This is a genomic window from Deltaproteobacteria bacterium (assembly GCA_005879795.1).
GTDB lineage: Bacteria > Desulfobacterota > Binatia > DP-6 > DP-6 > DP-6.
On the sequence record VBKJ01000102.1, the window covers coordinates 1 to 15,894 of the forward strand.

Annotated in this window: 17 protein-coding genes; 10 read left to right on the forward strand and 7 right to left on the reverse strand. The window is 71.9% G+C overall.

The window, feature by feature from the left end:
• Positions 1-63: 63 nt before the first annotated feature.
• Both E6J59_05195 and E6J59_05200 read right to left on the reverse strand, forming a co-directional pair.
• Positions 64-864: a phytanoyl-CoA dioxygenase family protein gene (locus E6J59_05195; protein TMB21664.1), complete on the reverse strand. Its 801-nt coding sequence runs from the start codon at positions 862-864 to the stop codon at positions 64-66.
• Between the two features lie 2 nt (positions 865-866).
• Positions 867-1,337 (reverse strand): 4Fe-4S dicluster domain-containing protein, encoded by a 471-nt coding sequence (locus E6J59_05200; protein ID TMB21665.1) that lies wholly within the window; start codon positions 1,335-1,337, stop codon positions 867-869.
• 329 nt (positions 1,338-1,666) lie between these two features.
• Here E6J59_05200 and coxB point away from each other — a divergent pair, with 329 nt between their 5' ends.
• Genes coxB through E6J59_05245 form a run of 9 tightly spaced genes read left to right on the forward strand, consistent with a single transcriptional unit; the run spans position 1,667 to position 9,071 of the window.
• Positions 1,667-2,353, forward strand: coding sequence for a cytochrome c oxidase subunit II (gene coxB / locus E6J59_05205; GenBank protein TMB21666.1), 687 nt, complete (start codon positions 1,667-1,669; stop codon positions 2,351-2,353).
• A gap of 13 nt (positions 2,354-2,366) precedes the next feature.
• Positions 2,367-4,148 (forward strand): cytochrome c oxidase subunit I, encoded by a 1,782-nt coding sequence (locus E6J59_05210; protein ID TMB21667.1) that lies wholly within the window; start codon positions 2,367-2,369, stop codon positions 4,146-4,148.
• Positions 4,149-4,152: 4 nt separating this feature from the next.
• Positions 4,153-5,100: a hypothetical protein gene (locus E6J59_05215; GenBank protein TMB21668.1), complete on the forward strand. Its 948-nt coding sequence runs from the start codon at positions 4,153-4,155 to the stop codon at positions 5,098-5,100.
• Positions 5,097-5,996 carry a protoheme IX farnesyltransferase gene (gene cyoE / locus E6J59_05220; protein TMB21669.1) on the forward strand — a complete coding sequence of 300 codons (900 nt, stop codon included), beginning with the start codon at positions 5,097-5,099 and terminating at the stop codon, positions 5,994-5,996. The genes E6J59_05215 and cyoE overlap by 4 nt, the downstream gene beginning before the upstream one ends.
• A 2-nt stretch (positions 5,997-5,998) precedes the next feature.
• Positions 5,999-6,616 carry a heme-copper oxidase subunit III gene (locus E6J59_05225; GenBank protein TMB21670.1) on the forward strand — a complete coding sequence of 206 codons (618 nt, stop codon included), beginning with the start codon at positions 5,999-6,001 and terminating at the stop codon, positions 6,614-6,616.
• Complete coding sequence (locus E6J59_05230; protein TMB21671.1) at positions 6,525-7,700, forward strand: hypothetical protein; 1,176 nt, start codon at positions 6,525-6,527, stop codon at positions 7,698-7,700. Before E6J59_05225 ends, E6J59_05230 begins: the two co-directional genes overlap by 92 nt.
• 15 nt (positions 7,701-7,715) lie before the next feature.
• On the forward strand, positions 7,716-8,057 hold the full coding sequence (locus tag E6J59_05235) for a hypothetical protein (protein TMB21672.1): 342 nt from the start codon (positions 7,716-7,718) through the stop codon (positions 8,055-8,057).
• A complete protein-coding gene (locus E6J59_05240) occupies positions 8,011-8,658 on the forward strand; it encodes an SCO family protein (GenBank protein TMB21673.1) in 648 nt (215 codons plus the stop codon). The genes E6J59_05235 and E6J59_05240 overlap by 47 nt, the downstream gene beginning before the upstream one ends.
• On the forward strand, positions 8,658-9,071 hold the full coding sequence (locus tag E6J59_05245; protein TMB21679.1) for a DUF420 domain-containing protein: 414 nt from the start codon (positions 8,658-8,660) through the stop codon (positions 9,069-9,071). Before E6J59_05240 ends, E6J59_05245 begins: the two co-directional genes overlap by 1 nt.
• Before the next feature lie 1,040 nt (positions 9,072-10,111).
• On the opposite strand, the gene E6J59_05250 is transcribed toward E6J59_05245, so the two are convergent.
• From E6J59_05250 to E6J59_05265, 4 genes are read right to left on the reverse strand one after another with little or no spacing between them, the layout of a single operon-like run.
• Positions 10,112-10,906 (reverse strand): multidrug ABC transporter permease, encoded by a 795-nt coding sequence (locus E6J59_05250; protein ID TMB21674.1) that lies wholly within the window; start codon positions 10,904-10,906, stop codon positions 10,112-10,114.
• Positions 10,906-11,838, reverse strand: a complete 933-nt coding sequence (locus E6J59_05255) for an ATP-binding cassette domain-containing protein (GenBank protein ID TMB21680.1) — start codon at positions 11,836-11,838, stop codon at positions 10,906-10,908. Before E6J59_05255 ends, E6J59_05250 begins: the two co-directional genes overlap by 1 nt.
• Positions 11,835-12,239 carry a DUF983 domain-containing protein gene (locus E6J59_05260; protein TMB21675.1) on the reverse strand — a complete coding sequence of 135 codons (405 nt, stop codon included), beginning with the start codon at positions 12,237-12,239 and terminating at the stop codon, positions 11,835-11,837. Before E6J59_05260 ends, E6J59_05255 begins: the two co-directional genes overlap by 4 nt.
• Positions 12,240-12,260: 21 nt before the next feature.
• Entirely contained in the window at positions 12,261-13,937 is a 1,677-nt protein-coding gene (locus E6J59_05265; GenBank protein TMB21676.1) for a glycosyltransferase, read from the reverse strand.
• Here E6J59_05265 and E6J59_05270 point away from each other — a divergent pair.
• Entirely contained in the window at positions 13,936-15,132 is a 1,197-nt protein-coding gene (locus E6J59_05270; GenBank protein TMB21677.1) for a HAMP domain-containing histidine kinase, read from the forward strand. The genes E6J59_05265 and E6J59_05270 overlap by 2 nt on opposite strands.
• A gap of 26 nt (positions 15,133-15,158) precedes the next feature.
• On the opposite strand, the gene E6J59_05275 is transcribed toward E6J59_05270, so the two are convergent.
• The coding region (locus E6J59_05275) for an NAD-dependent epimerase/dehydratase family protein (GenBank protein TMB21678.1) at positions 15,159-15,894 on the reverse strand (736 nt) is incomplete at its 5' end.

Sequence of the window (15,894 nt, forward strand, 5' to 3'; positions counted from 1 at the left end):
CGCCACCTTGTAGCACGCCGCGCGGGGGGCCGAGTCAACCCGTCTAGGAGTCCGTCCGGCCTCCTAGTCGAACGGGTTCCCCAGGTTGAACTGCCGGCCGCGCGCCGCGTAGTCGACGCCGGGCTGGCGCTCGTACTCGGGCGGGAAGCACTCGCGCTTGCGCGCGTAGTACGCCCCGCGCCGATCGCCCGCGGAGGCGGGGTTGAAGGTCAGGTAGTAGGAGCGGCGCGGGCCCGCGCTGCGGTTCGGCCCCGACTGGTGCGGCACCCAGGCGTCGAAGACGATCAGGTCGCTCGGCTCGGCGAGGAGCGCCTCGAGGGTGAGCCCTGCCATGGTCTCGGCGCGCACGGTGCCGTCGGGGTTCTGGGGCAGAAAGACGCGCGCGCACGCCCCGCGCGCCATCTCGAGGCAGCCGTTCTCGCGCGTGAAGGGGTCGACCGGGATCATGACCGTCAGGTGGTGCTCCACGCCGAAGTCGACGTAGGCGGGCGCGTCCTGGTGCGGCGCGAAGCCGGCGCCGCCCGGCAGCTTGAAGTTGATCTTGTCCTTGAAGAGGACGACGGGCTCACCGCACAGCCGGGCGAGGAGTCCCACGAGCCGTGGACTGGTGACCAGCGCGGCCAGACCCTCGTGGTAGGGGACGAAGTTCTCGATGCGCGCGAGCATCCGTGCGCCGGGATCGCCCTCGCGCCGCTCGTAGTAACGCATCCACCGGCCGGGCACCTCCGGCCAGGCGGCGATCTCGTCGGTCCAGCGCCGGAGGTCCCGCACCTCGTTCGCGCCGAGGAAGCCGTGCAGCCGGAGCCACCCGTTCTGCGCCCAGTGGTCCTTCGCCGCCGCGTCGAGCATGCGCTCGTCGCCCACGCTCAGGTGGCGGCTTCGTCCGCCTCGTAGCCGAGCGACTCGAGGAAGGCGCCCTTCTCCCTGCCGGGCATGATGTAGATGCCCTCCCAGCCGCACACTTCCTCGCACAGCTTGCAACCGACGCAGGTCTTCTCGTTGACCTCGACCTTACCCAGGTACTGCGCCCGGTTCTCGTCCGAGGGGTAGATGCAGTCGAAGGGGCAGACGTCGATGCACACCCCGCAGCCGTTGCAGTTGTCGGGATGGACGACCGCGATCGGCCGCTCCTGGCGCTTGAGCACCTTGGTCACGTTGCCCCAGGTGTCGAGGATGGCCTCGTCGGGGCAGATGACCCCGCATGCGCCGCAGTCGATGCAGAGCCCGGGCTCGATCAGAAAGGCCTTCTTGAGCTCGCCCGAGATGGCGCGGGTGGGGCAGCGCTTCTCGCACGCGGTGCAGCCGGTGCAGTTCTCTGCGACGATGGTGAAGGGCACGCGCTACTCCTGCATCTCCCTCAGGATCTCGTCGGCGCGGCCCTGCTCGATCAGGCGGTCGTTGCGCAGCGCCTGGCGCAACCCGACCCAGGTGAAGAAGAGCACCAGGACGAGCATCCCCGCGATCGGGATGTTGTCGGGCTTGAAGAGGATGTCGAGAAACTGGTGGAGCGCGCCCACGTTCGTTCGGTACAGCGCGCGGGCGTGTGTGTCAAACCGAAGGTCCGCACGGGAGGGCCGCTTGCGTCGATCGGGCCCTTCGCGCTAAGAGCCGCAAAATCAGTCGCGGGATTCAGCCGCCGACGACCCCTCGCCAAAGGCAGGCCCCGATGCTCAGGTGGTTACCGGAGAACGTGTCGACGTACGGGCCGGACATCGACCGGCTCTTCTACGTCATCTACTACGTGACGGGGGCGACCTTCTTCGTGGTGCAGATCGCGCTCCTCGTCTTCATCGTCCTCTACCGCCACCGGGACGGACGCCGGGCCACCTACACGCACGGCAACACCTCGCTCGAGATCGCGTGGACCATCGCGCCCGCCATCCTGCTCGTGATCCTCGCCTTCGTCAGCCGCAAGACCTGGGCCGACATCAAGCAGCGCATCCCGCCCTCGGACATGGTGATCCAGGTGACCGCCAAGCAGTTCAACTGGGAGGTCGCCTACCCGGGCCCGGACGGCAAGTTCGACACCGACGACGACGTCGTCATGGACAACGACGTCCACGTCCCCGTCAACAAGACGATCCGGGTGCTGCTCAAGTCGCGCGACGTGATCCACAGCTTCTTCATCCCGAGCGCCCGCTTCAAGCAGGACGCGGTGCCCGGGCACTCGATCCCCACCTGGTTCAAGATCATCCGGACGGGCAAGTACGAGATCCCCTGCGCCGAGCTCTGCGGCTTCGGCCACTCCGGGATGCGGGGCTGGCTCTACGTGCAGACGCCCGAGGAGTACGAGGCCTGGGCGCGTGAGAACAAGGTGGGCCCGCTGCTCACGGCGCCCGCGCTGGGCAACTGAGGAACGACACGTCATGAGCGAAGCGATCACCCACGTCGAAGCGCGCCACGCCGCCGTCCCCCACGAGGTCGGCTTCATCCGCCAGTACATCTTCTCCACCGACCACAAGATGATCGGCAAGCAGTTCCTGACCCTCGGGCTCCTCGGCCTCATGATGGGCGGCATCCTCGCCCTCCTCGTCCGCTGGGAGCTCGCCTGGCCGGCGAACGGCCCGACCGGCGGCCCGGTGCCCGGCTTCGGGTGGGTGTCGATGGACAACCCGCTCCTCCCCGGCGGCAACATCACGCCGGCCGGCTACAACGCCTTCTTCACCATGCACGCGACCATCATGATCTTCTTCGCGGTCATGCCGATCCTGGTCGGGTGCTTCGGCAACTTCCTGATCCCGCTCATGATCGGCGCGCGCGACATGGCCTTCCCGGTGCTCAACATGCTCTCCTTCTGGGTGGGCCTCACCTCGGCCGTCCTCATGTTCGCGAGCTTCTTCGTCGAGGGCGGGCCGGCGGCCGCGGGCTGGACCTCGTACGCGCCGCTCTCCGCGGTGCCGGTCTACACCGGCGTCACCTGGGGGCAGCACCTCTGGTGCATCAGCCTGATCGTGCTCGGCATCTCCTCGCTCATGGGCTCGATCAACTACATCACCACCATCATCAATATGCGCGCGCCCGGCATGACCTGGTTCCGCCTGCCGCTCGTCATCTGGTCGCTCTTCATCACCGCGATCCTCCTCCTCCTCTCGCTGCCGGTGCTCACCTCGGCGCTCGGCATGCTCCTCTTCGATCGCATGGCCGGGACCCACTTTTTCGCGCCCAGCGGGGGCGGCGAGCCCCTCCTCTGGCAGCACCTCTTCTGGTTCTTCGGCCACCCCGAGGTCTACATCCTGATCGTGCCCGCCATGGGCGTCGCGTCCGACGTGCTCTCGGTCTTCGCGCGCAAGCCGATCTTCGGCTACCACGCCATGGCGTTCTCGATGATCGGCATCGCGGGCCTCTCCTGGATCGTGTGGGGACACCACATGTTCCAGAGCGGCATGAGCCCCGCCCTCGGCACCAGCTTCATGCTCTCGACGATGGTGATCGCCGTGCCCTCGGCCATCAAGACGTTCAACTGGCTCGGCACGCTCTGGGGCGGGAACATCCTTTTGACCACGCCCATGCTGAACGCGATCGCCTTCGTGTCGATGTTCGTGATCGGCGGGCTGTCCGGCGTCTTCATGGCGTCCACGCCGGTCGACATCTACATCCACGACACCTACTTCATCGTGGCCCACATCCATTACGTCGTCTTCGGGGGCAGCATCTTCGGTGCCTTCGCCGCGATCTACTACTGGTTCCCGAAGATGTTCGGCCGCATGATGAACGAGACGCTCGGCAAGATCCATTTCGCGTTCACCTTCATCGGCTTCAACTGGACCTTCCTCCCGATGCACATCCTCGGCGTCGGCGGCCACATGCGCCGCATCTACGACCCGACGCAGTACGACTTCCTGAAGCCGTTCCAGCCGATGAACACGTTCATCACCTACGGCGCGCTCATCCTCGGCGCGGGCCAGCTGATCCTCATCGTCAACTTCTTCTGGAGCATGTTCGCGGGCAAGCGGGCGGAGAAGAACCCGTGGCACGCGAACACGCTCGAGTGGGAGGCCCCGTCGCCGCCGCCGCACGGCAACTTCCCGGGCCCCCTCCCCACCGTGTACCGCGGCCCCTACGAATACAGCTCGCCGCTGGTCGCCGAGGACTACCTCCCGCAGGCCCGCCGGCTCGAGCCGCAGACGGCCGCCGCCGCAGCCCACTGAGCGGATGGCGGAGCGCCGCACGACGGGCCTCCACCGCTTCGCCGTGCTGACGGCGGGGGCGACCTTCGCGCTGCTCTTCGTGGGCGGGCTCGTCACCTCGACGGGCTCGGGACTCGCGGTGCCGGACTGGCCGCTCTCCTTCGGCATGGTGCTGCCGCCCATGCGGGGCGGCGTCCTCTTCGAGCACGGCCACCGGCTCGCCGCCGCGCTGGTCGGGTGCCTGACGGTCGTCCTCGCGCTGTGGACGGTGGCGGGTGAGCCGCGGCCCGCCGTGCGGGCGCTCGGCCTCCTCGCCCTCCTCGCCGTCGTCCTCCAGGGCGTGCTGGGCGGCGTCACCGTGCTCTACAAGCTGCCGCTCGCGGTGTCGGTGACGCACGCCTGCCTCGCGCAGGCCTTCTTCTGCCTGACCGTGACGCTCGCGCTCGTCACCGGCGCTGGGTGGACAGCCGCGCGGCCGCGGGACGTGTCACCCCGGCTCACGCGCCTGGCCGCCCTCACCACGGGCCTCGTCTTCGCGCAGCTCGTCCTGGGCGCGCTCATGCGTCACATGGGCGCCGGGCTCGCCATCCCCGACTTCCCGCTCGCCTTCGGGCGCCTCGTGCCGCCGCTCGCGACGCCCTACATCACGGTCCACTTCGCCCACCGCGTGGGCGCCCTCGTGGTCGCGGGCGCGGTCGCGGTGACGGCCGGCGCCGTCTTCCGGGACCAGGCGGCCGGGCCGTGGCTCCGCCGTCCGGCGCTCCTCGCCGCGGGCCTCGTCCTCGTCCAGCTGACGCTCGGGGCGCTCGTCATCTGGTCCGGGCGCGCCATCCTCCCCACCACCACGCACCTCGTCGTGGGCGCGGCGCTCCTCGCCACCTGCCTGGTGCTCGCGCTGCGCGCCGGGCGTGTGGCCGCGCCGGGTCGGACGGAGGCCGCGCCGCTGCGGGTGCGGAGGCAGGCGCTCGCATGACCCCCGCGGTCGCCCTCTGGCCGGGCGTGATCGTGCGCCGCCGGCTCGCCGACTATCTAACGCTCACCAAGCCGCGGGTGGTCGCCATGGTGCTGGTGACGACGGCCGCCGGCTACTACCTGGGTTCGGCGGGAACCCCGCGCCTCGTGCCGCTCCTCCACACGCTCGCGGGCACGGCGCTCGCCGCGGCCGGCACGCTCGCGCTCAACCAGTACCTGGAGCGCGACCTCGACGCGCGCATGGAGCGCACGCGCCATCGCCCGCTCCCCGAGGGCCGCCTGCACGCCGCGGAGGCGCTCGGCGTGGGTCTCGTCCTCCTCACGGCCGGGCTCCTCGTCCTGGCCGGCACCACGAACGCCGCCGCGACGCTCGTCACCGCCGGCATCGCCGCCACCTATCTCCTCCTCTACACGCCGCTCAAGCCGGTCACCTCGCTCTGCTCGCTCGTGGGCGCCGTGCCGGGCGCGCTGCCCCCGGTCGCGGGCTGGGCCGCCGCGCGCGGGACGCTCGGCGCCGAGCCGTGGATCCTGTTCGCGATCATGTTCCTCTGGCAGATCCCCCACTCGCTCGCGATCGGCCGCATGTACCGCGACGACTACGCGCGCGCCGGCATCCGCGTGCTCCCGGTCGTCGACCGCGACGGCGCCAGCACCGGCGTGCAGGTGGTGACCAACTGCCTGGCGCTCCTCCCGGTGGCCCTCCTGCCGACGCTGGTCGGGCTCGCCGGCCCGGTGTACTTCCTGGTCGCGCTCCTGCTCGGGCTTGGCTTCCTGTGGAGCGCGATCGGGCTCGCGCGCAGCGGCTCCGCCGCCGATGCCCGCCGCCTCCTCTTCGCGTCGCTCGTCTACCTGCCCGTCCTGCTCGGCGTGATGGCGCTCGACAAGCTCGCCTCGTGACGATGGACGCCGGGACCCTCGCCATGCCGCGACGGATCGCGCCGCCAGCTGCCACGACCGCGGCGCCGCCGGTCAGCAACACGCGCATCGCCATGATCGTCGTCATCGCGGGCGAGTCGATGCTGTTCGCGGGGCTGATCGGCATGTACCTCGTATTCCGTCTCTCGCGCCCGTGGCCGCCGGCCGACCTGCCCCGGCTGCCGCTCGGCATGACGTTCCTGAACACGCTCGTCCTCTTCGCGAGCGCGGTCCCCATGACCCGGGCGCTCGGCGCCGTCCGCCGCGACGACCGGCGGACGCTCGTCCGCGCGCTCGCGCTGACCGCGCTCCTCGGCACGACCTTCCTCGCCGTGCAGGGCCTCGAGTGGCTGCGTCTCGTGCGCCACGGGCTCACGCTCGGGAGCAGCATGTACGGCGCCGCCTTCTACACCCTGATCGGCTGCCACGGCGTGCACGTGCTGGTCGCGGTCCTCTGGCTCGTGGTCACGGCCGTCCTCGCCGCGCGCGGCGTCTTCCGCGCCGCCCGCCATGCGGCCCTGGAGATGTGTGCCATCTACTGGTATTTCGTGTGCGCGCTCTGGCTCGTCCTCTTCCCGCTGGTGTATCTCTACCGATCATGACACGCGTTCGACGGAACCTCGCCGCCACCGCCCTCGTGCTCTTCGGCAGCGCCTCCCGGGCGCTCGCGCAATCGTGCGCCATGTGCGCCGCCTCGTTCGGCCCGAACGACCCGACCAGCCGCGCCATCAGCTGGAGCATCCTCTTCCTCATGGCGGCGCCATACACCATCGTCCTCACGGCGGCCGGCATCCTCTTCTACATGCATCGGCGCGCGCCCGGCCGTCGCCGGGCCGCCATCATCGACCTCGCCAGGGCCGCGCGGCTCGTGCGCCGTCCGGCCACGGTCCCGGGGCAGCAAGGAGAGACGCCGTGAGCCAGGCAGCGGTTGCCGAGCACGGCCTCGGCATCGAGCCCGCCGAGTCCCCCCTCACCCCGGAGAGTTGGGGCAAGCTCGGCATGTGGGTCTTCCTCGCCGCCGACGCGATGAGCTTCGGCGGGCTGCTCGCCGGCTACGGCGCGCTCCGCTACGGCGACCCGACCTGGCCGGTGCCGAAGGACATCCTCGGCGTCCAGCTGACGGCCTTCATGACGTTCCTCCTCATCTGCTCCAGCGTCACCATGGTCGAGGCCCTGGCCGCCATCCGCCAGGGGGACCAGCGCGGGCTGCGCCGGTTCCTCATGCTCACCGTCATGGGCGGGATGACCTTCCTAGGGCTCCAGGCCTTCGAGTGGACGAAGCTCATCTTCCACGAGGGGCAGTCGATCGCCAGGAACAACTTCGGGGCCACCTTCTTCATCCTGACCGGCTTCCACGGCTGCCACGTGTTCGGCGGCGTCACCTACCTGAGCGCGGTCCTCGGGCGCTCGGTGCGGGGTGTGGCGGGCGCGATCGTCACCGCGGCGGTCGCCGTCGCCTGCACGCTCGGCCTGATCGTGGTCACCTCCGCCACCGTTTCGGGCCTGGTCGCCGTCATCGCCGCCGCGGCGGGCGCCGGCCTGGTCTACCTGGTCGCCACCCTGCTCGCCGGGGGGACGCCCATCTACAGCGCGCACAACAACAACGAGGTGGAGATCGCCGCCCTGTACTGGCACTTCGTCGACCTGATCTGGATTCTCGTCTTCACCTTCGTGTATCTGATCTAGGAGGCTGTCCGACCCATGGCGGTGCACACTCCCGAGCAGCTCGCGCACGAGCAGCGGCGGTACCTCCAGGTGTTCGCCTGGCTGGTGGTCTTGACCGCGGTCGAGCTCGCGGTCATCTACCCGCAGATCTCGCCGCTGGCGAAGGGCCTCATGCTGGTCGTCCTGGCCGCCACCAAGGCGGCGCTGGTGGCGCTCTTCTTCATGCACCTCGCGGTCGAGAAGCGGACCCTCGCCTACATCGCGCTGACGCCCGCCATCCTCTGCGTGCTGCTCGTGTTCGCGCTCCTACCCGACCTGGGGGCCTTCACGCGTGCCCTCACTCACGCCATCCCCGCCGCCGCCCAGGCCCACGACTGAGGCGCCCCGCGCCGCGCGTGCGGCGCTGATCGCGGCCGCAGCACTGGTGGCGAGCGGCCTGGCCGTCTGGCTCGCGATCCCCGCCCGCTCCCTCCCCGTGCTGGGCGCGGTGCCGCCCTTCACGCTCGTCGAGCGCTCGGGCCGGCCGGTCTCCGCCGCCGACCTGACCGGACACGTGTGGGTCGCGGACTTCGTGTTCACCCGCTGCCCGGACTTCTGCCCCGCGCTCACCGCGCGCATGGCCGGCCTCCAGAAGGCGCTCGCACCCGCCGCCGACCCCGTCCGCCTGGTGTCGTTCAGCGTCGACCCGACGCACGACACGCCGGAGGTGCTCGAGGACTACGCCCGGCGCGCCGGCGCCGGTGACGGCTGGCTCTTCGTGACCGGGGCGCGCGAGGCCGTGGCCGCTCTCCTGCGCGACGGCTTCAAGGTCGCCTGGGCCGACGACGGGCCGCCAGCCTCGCCGATCACGCACAGCGACCGCTTCGTGCTCGTCGATCGCGCGCTGCGGATCCGCGGCTACTACCACGGCACCCAGCCGGACGACGTGGCGCGCCTCGCCCGCGACGCGATCGCCCTCAGCGACGGGAAGGGCTCGTGATCCCGCTCGCCGCCCTCCCGGCGCTGAACGCATGTCTCAACGCCACCAGCGCCGTCCTCCTCGCCGCGGGCTTTCTCGCCATCCGCCGCCGCCGCGTCCGGCTCCATCGCGCCTGCATGGTGGCGGCGTTCGTCACCTCGGTCGTCTTCCTCGCCTCCTACCTCACCTACCACCTCCAGGTGGGGACGACCCGCTTCCCGGGCCAGGGCTGGACGCGTCCCGTCTACCTGACGATCCTCGGCACGCACACGGTGCTCGCGGCCCTCATCCCGCCCCTCGCCATCGTGACCCTGAGCTACGCGCTCCGCGCCCGCTTCACGCGTCACGTCCGCCTGGCGCGCTGGACGCTGCCGACCTGGCTCTACGTGTCGGTGACCGGCGTGGTGATCTACGTGATGCTGTATCGGTTGTAGGCCACGGGACTTCAACGCCCGAACTCTCCCCTCGCTCCTTCCGGGCACAGATGCCATGATCGCACCCGCAGTACGCCATCGAAGTCCTGCCCCCCCCCTCGGCTTTGCGCCGGCACGGTGATCGCTTCACGGATCCGATCCGCGGCCTCGAGACTCGGGGCCATGACTATCGCCGGTCGAGCCGGCCTGCGGCGCGACCCGAAGGAGGAGGCGGTGCGATATCTGGCCACGATCCTGGCGCGCGTCGCCGGCCTCGCGTTGCTCCTCGTGCCACCGGCGCGCGGCGCGGAGGGGATGGCGACCCTCCCCGAGGAGCTCGCGGTCACCGAGTCGATCGTCACCCAGGACGAGGACGAGCTCCAGACCTCGCTCAGGGCAGGCCATCTCCGCTTTCCGCGCGAGCGAAGCACGAGCGTCCTGGCGCAGCTCGAGTACGGCGTCACCGACCGCCTGCAGGCGATCCTCGCGGTCCCGTACGGCGTCCGCGATCCGTCGGATGCGGGCGCGGTGCACGGCCTCGAAGACGTGGACCTCGGGTTCCGCTACGCCGTCCTCGACTTCCGCACCCGCCCCCTCGGGCTCGACCTCGGGCTCACCGTCGGTCTTCCCACTGGCTCCCGGCGGAATGATCTCGGCACGGGCGACGTCTCCCTTGAGCCGACCTTCACGCTCAGCCGCTGGCTCGGCCCCGTGAACGGCCAGCTGAGCTTCTCCTGGCGGCGGAGCGGGATCGGGGGGAGGGCGGAGGCGGAGGACGAATTCAAGTACAATGTCGCGCTCCTCTACCCCTGGCGTCGGTGGTTCCTCACCTTCGAAGGGGCGGGAGAGACGGAGGAGAGCGAGACGACCTACTACGCGATCCCCGAGCTCGTCTGGAAGCCCGGCAGGTACCTCGAGCTGCTGCTTGCTGTCCCCGTCGGCCTCACCGACGCGGCGGCCGACTACGGAGTGATCGCGGGTATCACGGTCGAGATCGAGCGGCTCACCGGCCGGGGCAGGGACGTCGACCGACCGCCGGGTCCTCCACGGGTTCTCATGCCCTACGCCGCCACCGACGCCCGCCGCGCCGTCGCGACCGCCGCCGCGCACGCCACGGCCCCGAACCCGATCGCCACGCCGAGCGAGAGCGCCAGCGGCGGCAGCCCGGGCGCCGCGGGATCCAGGCAGGCGCGCAGCAGGGCGAGCCCGTAGGTGAGCGGGTCGAGCCGCATGAGCCAGGCGAGCGGCGCGGGCACACCGGCGGGCGGGAAGAACGCCCCCGAGAGCAGCCAGATCGGGATCAGGAGCAGGTTCATGATGGTGTGGAACCCCTGCGTCGACTCGATCCGCCACGCGATCAGCAGCCCCAGGCTCGTGAGCCCGAAGGCCACCACCACCATCACGCCGAGCGCGCCGAGCACGCCGAGCGGCGCCACGCGCAGCCCGGCGAGCGGCGCGAGCGCGAGGAAGGCGAGCCCCTGCCCCACCGCCAGCGTCGTCCCGCCGAGCGCCTGCCCGACCACGATCGCGGTGCGCGACACGGGCGCCACCAGCACGCCCTGGAGGAAGCCCGAGTGCCGGTCCTCGACGGTCGAGATGGTGGCGAAGATCGCGGTGAACAGGAGGACCAGTGCCAGGATGCCCGGGTAGAGGTAGGCGAGATAGCTCGCGCCCACCGGTGCGCCCGGCGGCCGGAAGGACGGCGAGAGGCCGCCTCCCAGGAGCGCCCAGAAGACGAGCGGCTGCACCAGCGCGCCCAGGAGCCGGCTTCGCTGCCGCACGAAGCGGATCACCTCCCGGCGCCAGAGCGTGGCGACGGCCAGTGTGCTGTCCGCGAGGTGCCTCGTCACGGGCATCACGCCTCCGCCAGGCGGTGCCCGGTGAGCTGGATGAACACGTCGTCGAGCGTCGGCTTCCCGTAGCTCACCGCGCGCACCTCCTCCGGGAACGCCTCGATCAGGTCGCGCACCAGCTCGTGGCCGCGCTCGCGCTCGAGGCGCAGCGTCCCGTCGACCAGCCGCCCGGCGAGCCCGAAACGCTCGCGCACGCGCTCGGCGAGGCGCGCCGGGTCGGGCCCCACGACGACGAGCACGTCGCCGCCCACCCGGGCCTTCAAGGCTTCCGGCGTGCCGAGCGCGACCACCCGGCCCCGGTCGAGGATCGCGACCCGCCCGCAACGCTCCGCCTCCTCCATGTCGTGGGTGGTGAGCACGACCGTAATCCGCTCCGCCGCGCGCAGCTCCGCCAGGAAGGCGAGGAACTCACGGCGCGCGGCGGGGTCGAGGCCGCTGGTCGGCTCGTCGAGGAGGAGGAGCTCCGCGCCCACGAGGAGCGCCTTCGCGAGCTCGGCGCGCCGCTGGAGCCCGCCCGAGAGCGTGCCCACCCGGTCGCGCCGGCGCTCGCCGAGGCCGAGGCGCTCCACCACCGCCGCGACGGCGGCGCGGAGGGACGCGCCGGAGAGCCCGTGGAGGTGCCCGTGGTGGACGAGGTTCTCCTCCACGGTGAGCAGGCGGTCGACGCTCGGGTGCTGGAAGACGACGCCCAGGCGGCGCCGCACGCGGTCCGGCTCGCGCGTCACGTCGTGCCCGAGCACGCGCGCGGTGCCGCTGCTCGCGACGAGCAGCGTCGAGAGGATCCTGAAGAGCGTGCTCTTGCCGCCGCCGTTCGGCCCGAGGAGGCCGAAGAGCTCGCCGCCCTCGACCGAGAGCGACACGCCGTCCAGGGCGATGCGCTCGCCGTAGCGGTGGCGCAGGTCCGCGACCTCGAGCGCGGGGCCGCTCAGCGTCAGCGGAGCCGTGCCCGCTCCCGCCGCTCGTCCGCCGTCGTCACCAGGTAGTCGAGCGACAGCCACAGGCTCCGGGCATAGCGGAAGAAGGCGAGCGGGACCAGCGCCGCGAGCGCCACGCCGAGCACCAGCTGCTCGGCGAGCGTCAGCCCGACGAGCGCGTCGGCCGCAAGCACGACCCCCGCCGCCACGGCGACCGTCACGGCGTAGTTGATGTAGATGGCGCCGACGAAGTACCCCTGCTCGCGCTCGTAGCGGAGCCCGCAGACCGCGCAGCGCTCGTGCATGCGGAAGGCGCGTGCCCAGAGCGGCGATCTCCCGCAACGCGGGCAGCGCAGCCGGAGCGCGCGCCCCAGGATGCGCCGCACGCGCGCGACCGCGAAGGGGCCGACCCGCTGCCTCACGCGGCACCCATGCGGAGCCGCTCAGGCGGCGGCGACGGTCGCAGGACCGCGGGTGGCGTGGAGCAGGCGGAGGTAGGCGTCCATCGTCCGCCGGGCCATCACCTCGACCGAGAAGGCGCCTTCGACCCGCCGGCGCGCGGCGGTCGCGAGCCGGCGCGCGAGGGCGGGATCGCCCAGCACCCGAGCCACCGCCACCGCAACGGCGGCGGGCGCGCGGGGTGGCGCGAGGAGGCCCGTTTCCCCGTTCGTCACCAGCTCCCGGCACCCCCCGACGCTGGTCGCGACCGGGACCGCGCCCGCCGCCATCCCCTCGAGCAGCACGTTCGGGAAGCCCTCGTAGGTCGAGGTGAGCGCCAGGACGTCGGCCGCCGCGAGCAGCTGGGGCACGTCGTGCCGGAGCCCGGTGAAGACGACGCGCGTGCCGAGCCCGAGGCGCCGGGCGAGGGCCTCCAGCGCTCCGCGCTCCTCGCCCTCCCCGACCACCAGGAAGTCGACGTCCGGGAACTGGGCCGCGATCATGGCCGCCGCCCGCAGGAAGGTCGGGAAGTCCTGCTGTGCCTCGAGACGCCCGACCCCGGCGACCAGCCGGCGGTTGGGCTCGAGGCCGGCGGCCAGCCGAGCGGCGCGCCGGTCGAGCGAGAACGCCGGCAGCCGTCCCAGGTCGATCCCGTTCGGGATCACCTCGATCTTCCCGCGCGCCAGCCGCTCGCGCTCGACCTGCCAGGCGGCGATCGCCTCGCAGTTGACCAGGTGGGCGTCGGTCATGCGGGCGAGCGCGCGCTCCACGACCAGCTGCCAGCGGCGATACGGCATCACACAGTGTTCGGCCGCGATGACGACCGGGATGGCGAGCCCGAGCGCCGCGAGCCGCCCGTAGCTGTTCCCCGACCACATGATCGTGTGCAGGACGTGCGGCGCGCAGCGCCGGAGCGCGGCCCGCAGACGAGCGAGCCGCTGGAGATCCGCCGGGCCGCGGCGCGGGATCTCCTCCACCGCGACGCCCGAGGCCCGGATCGGCTCAACCCACCGTCTCCCCGCGGCCAGCACGAACACGCGGGGCACGAAGCGCCGTCGGTCGAGATGCCGGAGCAGCTCGTGGAGCTGGTATTCGGCGTCCTCCTTGCCGGGCTCGCCGATCACGTAGGCGATGCGATACGGCGGCTCACACACCATGATGCTCGCCTGCCGAAGGGAGCAAGGCGCATGCCCATACACCGGCCCGTATCCCGCCGCGTCCGCCGACGTCGCTGCACGGCTCGTGCAGCCGCGCACGATCACCGCGGCCGCGGCGCAGGCTCCAGGCTGCCGGCCTCGGGTAGGGCTGAGAGCGCCCGCTTCAAGCGTCGCAGGGCGTCGAGGTTCGAATCCATGCGCACGAGGGCCTCGATCAGGCGTTGCACCTGCTCGGTGACCCAGCCGATCTCCTGCCGGCTGACCGCGTCGAGCGCCCGGGCGAGGCGCTCGTGCAACGCGAGCAGGTCCGCGACGTCGCGCACGCCGCTCTGGCCGAGCCTGCGCATCAGCTCGCCGTAGTAGCGCACCAACTCCTCGGCCTCGCGACCGATGTCGACCGACATTGTCCTCCCGCAAGCTTCTCGGAGCGCGTATTGACGCCCGGCGGCTCGGAGGTCTACATCCGCCCCCACCCGTGAGGCAACAGGAAAACGAGCCGGCCGCGGCGGCCCGGCCAGGCGCCATGGCACCCTTCGATGCAACCCGGGTCGAGCAGTTCGTCGAGCTGCAGCGCGACCTGCTCCTGGTGGGCGGCGACCCCGAGACGCTGCCCGAGCGGTTGGTGCAGCGCACCGCTCTCTTCCTCGGCGTGGCGGGCGCCGCCCTGGGCGTCCTCCAGGACGGCCGCTACACCCTCCTCGCCACCTACGGCCTCGGCCCCGAGTACCGCGCGCGCTACGAAGGCCGCTCGCTGCGCGACGCGGCGCTCGGGCCGGCGCTCGCCGCGGGCCGCCCGGTGGTGCTGGACGATGCGGACGTGCAGAGCGTCGTGCTGCCCATCCGGGGCCCCGACCTGACCGGCGCACTCCACCTGGTCGCCGCCGCGACGGCGCCGCTCACCGACCGGGGCCTCGAGCTCGGACGCGCCCTCGCCGGCCTGGCCGGCGTGGCGCTCACCAACGCCCGGCAGTGCGGGCGGCTCGCCCAGATCGCCCGGATGAAGGGCGACGCGCTCACCACCATGGCGCACGATCTCCGCGCGCCGCTCAACGCCCTGGTCGGCTATGCGGGCCTGCTCGGCGAGGGCGCCCTCGGCCCGCTCGCTGCCGAGCAGCGCGACATCTGCTCCACCCTCGAGCGGCAGGCGCTCGAGCTGGTCGACCTGCTCGGCGCCGCCCTCGACGTCGCCCGCCTGGAGACCGGGAGCCTCCCCATCCGCAGCGACGAGTTCGCGCTCGGCGAGCTGCTCGCGACGCTCCAGAGCGGCACCTTCGCGCGCGCCACGCGCGAGGGCCGGCTCACCTGCCGCGTGCCGCCCGATCTCCCGCGCCTCAGGACGGACCGCGTCAAGGTGAAGGAGATCGTCCAGAACCTGGTCGACAATGCGCTCAAGCACGGCGGCGGGCGCGCCGTGGAGGTCGAGGTCACGCTCGCACCCGAGCACGAGGCGGTCCGGCTCACCGTGCGCGACGCGGGCCCCGGCATCGCGGCGGACGTCCTGCCCCACCTCTTCGAGCCGTTCCATCCCGGCCGAGGCCCCGAGCGCGGCACCGGCTTCGGGCTCTACATCGTGCGCTCGTTCGCCGAGGCGCTGGGCGGCCGCGTCGCCGCCCGGAGCCGGCTCGACGAAGGCACCGCCGTCACCGTCGAGCTCCCCCTCGTGGCGCCCGCCCGGCGCGCGCTCTCGGGCGCACCTCCGGCGAGGAGGGTGTCCGAGTAACCGTGGCTACTCGGACCGACGCCTAGCTAGCGAGACTCCCCGAAGCGGGTGACGAAGTACTCGCAGGTGCGGCGCATGCCGGTCGCGAAGTCCACCTTCGGGCGATAGCCGAGCAGCCGCTCCGCCTTCGCGATCTCGGCGAGCGTGTGGCGCACGTCGCCCGCGCGCGGCGCGGTGTGGGCGCGCGGCAGGCGGCGGCCGAGGAAGTCGGCGATCGCGTCGGCGATGGCGAGGAGCGAGTAGCGCGTGCCGCAGGCGATGTTGAAGACCTCGCCCGAGACCCCCGGCGTCGCCATCGCGCGCAGGTTCCCCTCGACCACGTTGTCGATGTAGGTGAAGTCGCGCGACTGCTCGCCGTCGCCGTGCACCTCGAGCGGCTCGCCCGCGAGCGCCTGGGCGAGGAAGCGCGGGATCACGGCCGAGTACTTCGACTCCGGGTTCTGCCGTGGCCCGAAGACGTTGAAGTAGCGGAGGCTCACCGTCTCGAGCCCGTAGAGGCGCGCGAAGGTCTGGCAGTAGTGCTCCGCCGCCAGCTTGGAGACCGCGTAGGGCGAGACGGGCCGGGTGGGGAGCGTCTCGACCTTGGGAAGTACCGGGTCGTCGCCGTAGACGGAGGACGACGACGCATACACCACGCGCCGCACGCCCGCGTCGCGGCAGGCGAGGAGGAGGACGAGCGTCCCGGTCACGTTCACCTGGTTCGAGCCGAGCGGGTCGTCGACCGAGCGCGGCACGGAGCGCAGCGCCGCCTGGTGGAAGACG

Coding starts and splice junctions, on each gene's coding strand:
- coxB (TMB21666.1), top strand. CDS start 1,667: ATGCTCAGGTGGTTACCGGAGAACGTGTCGACGTACGGGCCGGACATC.
- E6J59_05210 (TMB21667.1), top strand. CDS start 2,367: ATGAGCGAAGCGATCACCCACGTCGAAGCGCGCCACGCCGCCGTCCCC.
- E6J59_05215 (TMB21668.1), top strand. CDS start 4,153: ATGGCGGAGCGCCGCACGACGGGCCTCCACCGCTTCGCCGTGCTGACG.
- cyoE (TMB21669.1), top strand. CDS start 5,097: ATGACCCCCGCGGTCGCCCTCTGGCCGGGCGTGATCGTGCGCCGCCGG.
- E6J59_05225 (TMB21670.1), top strand. CDS start 5,999: ATGGACGCCGGGACCCTCGCCATGCCGCGACGGATCGCGCCGCCAGCT.
- E6J59_05230 (TMB21671.1), top strand. CDS start 6,525: ATGCGGCCCTGGAGATGTGTGCCATCTACTGGTATTTCGTGTGCGCGC.
- E6J59_05235 (TMB21672.1), top strand. CDS start 7,716: ATGGCGGTGCACACTCCCGAGCAGCTCGCGCACGAGCAGCGGCGGTAC.
- E6J59_05250 (TMB21674.1), bottom strand. CDS start 10,906: ATGCCCGTGACGAGGCACCTCGCGGACAGCACACTGGCCGTCGCCACG.
- E6J59_05270 (TMB21677.1), top strand. CDS start 13,936: ATGGCACCCTTCGATGCAACCCGGGTCGAGCAGTTCGTCGAGCTGCAG.
- E6J59_05265 (TMB21676.1), bottom strand. CDS start 13,937: ATGGCGCCTGGCCGGGCCGCCGCGGCCGGCTCGTTTTCCTGTTGCCTC.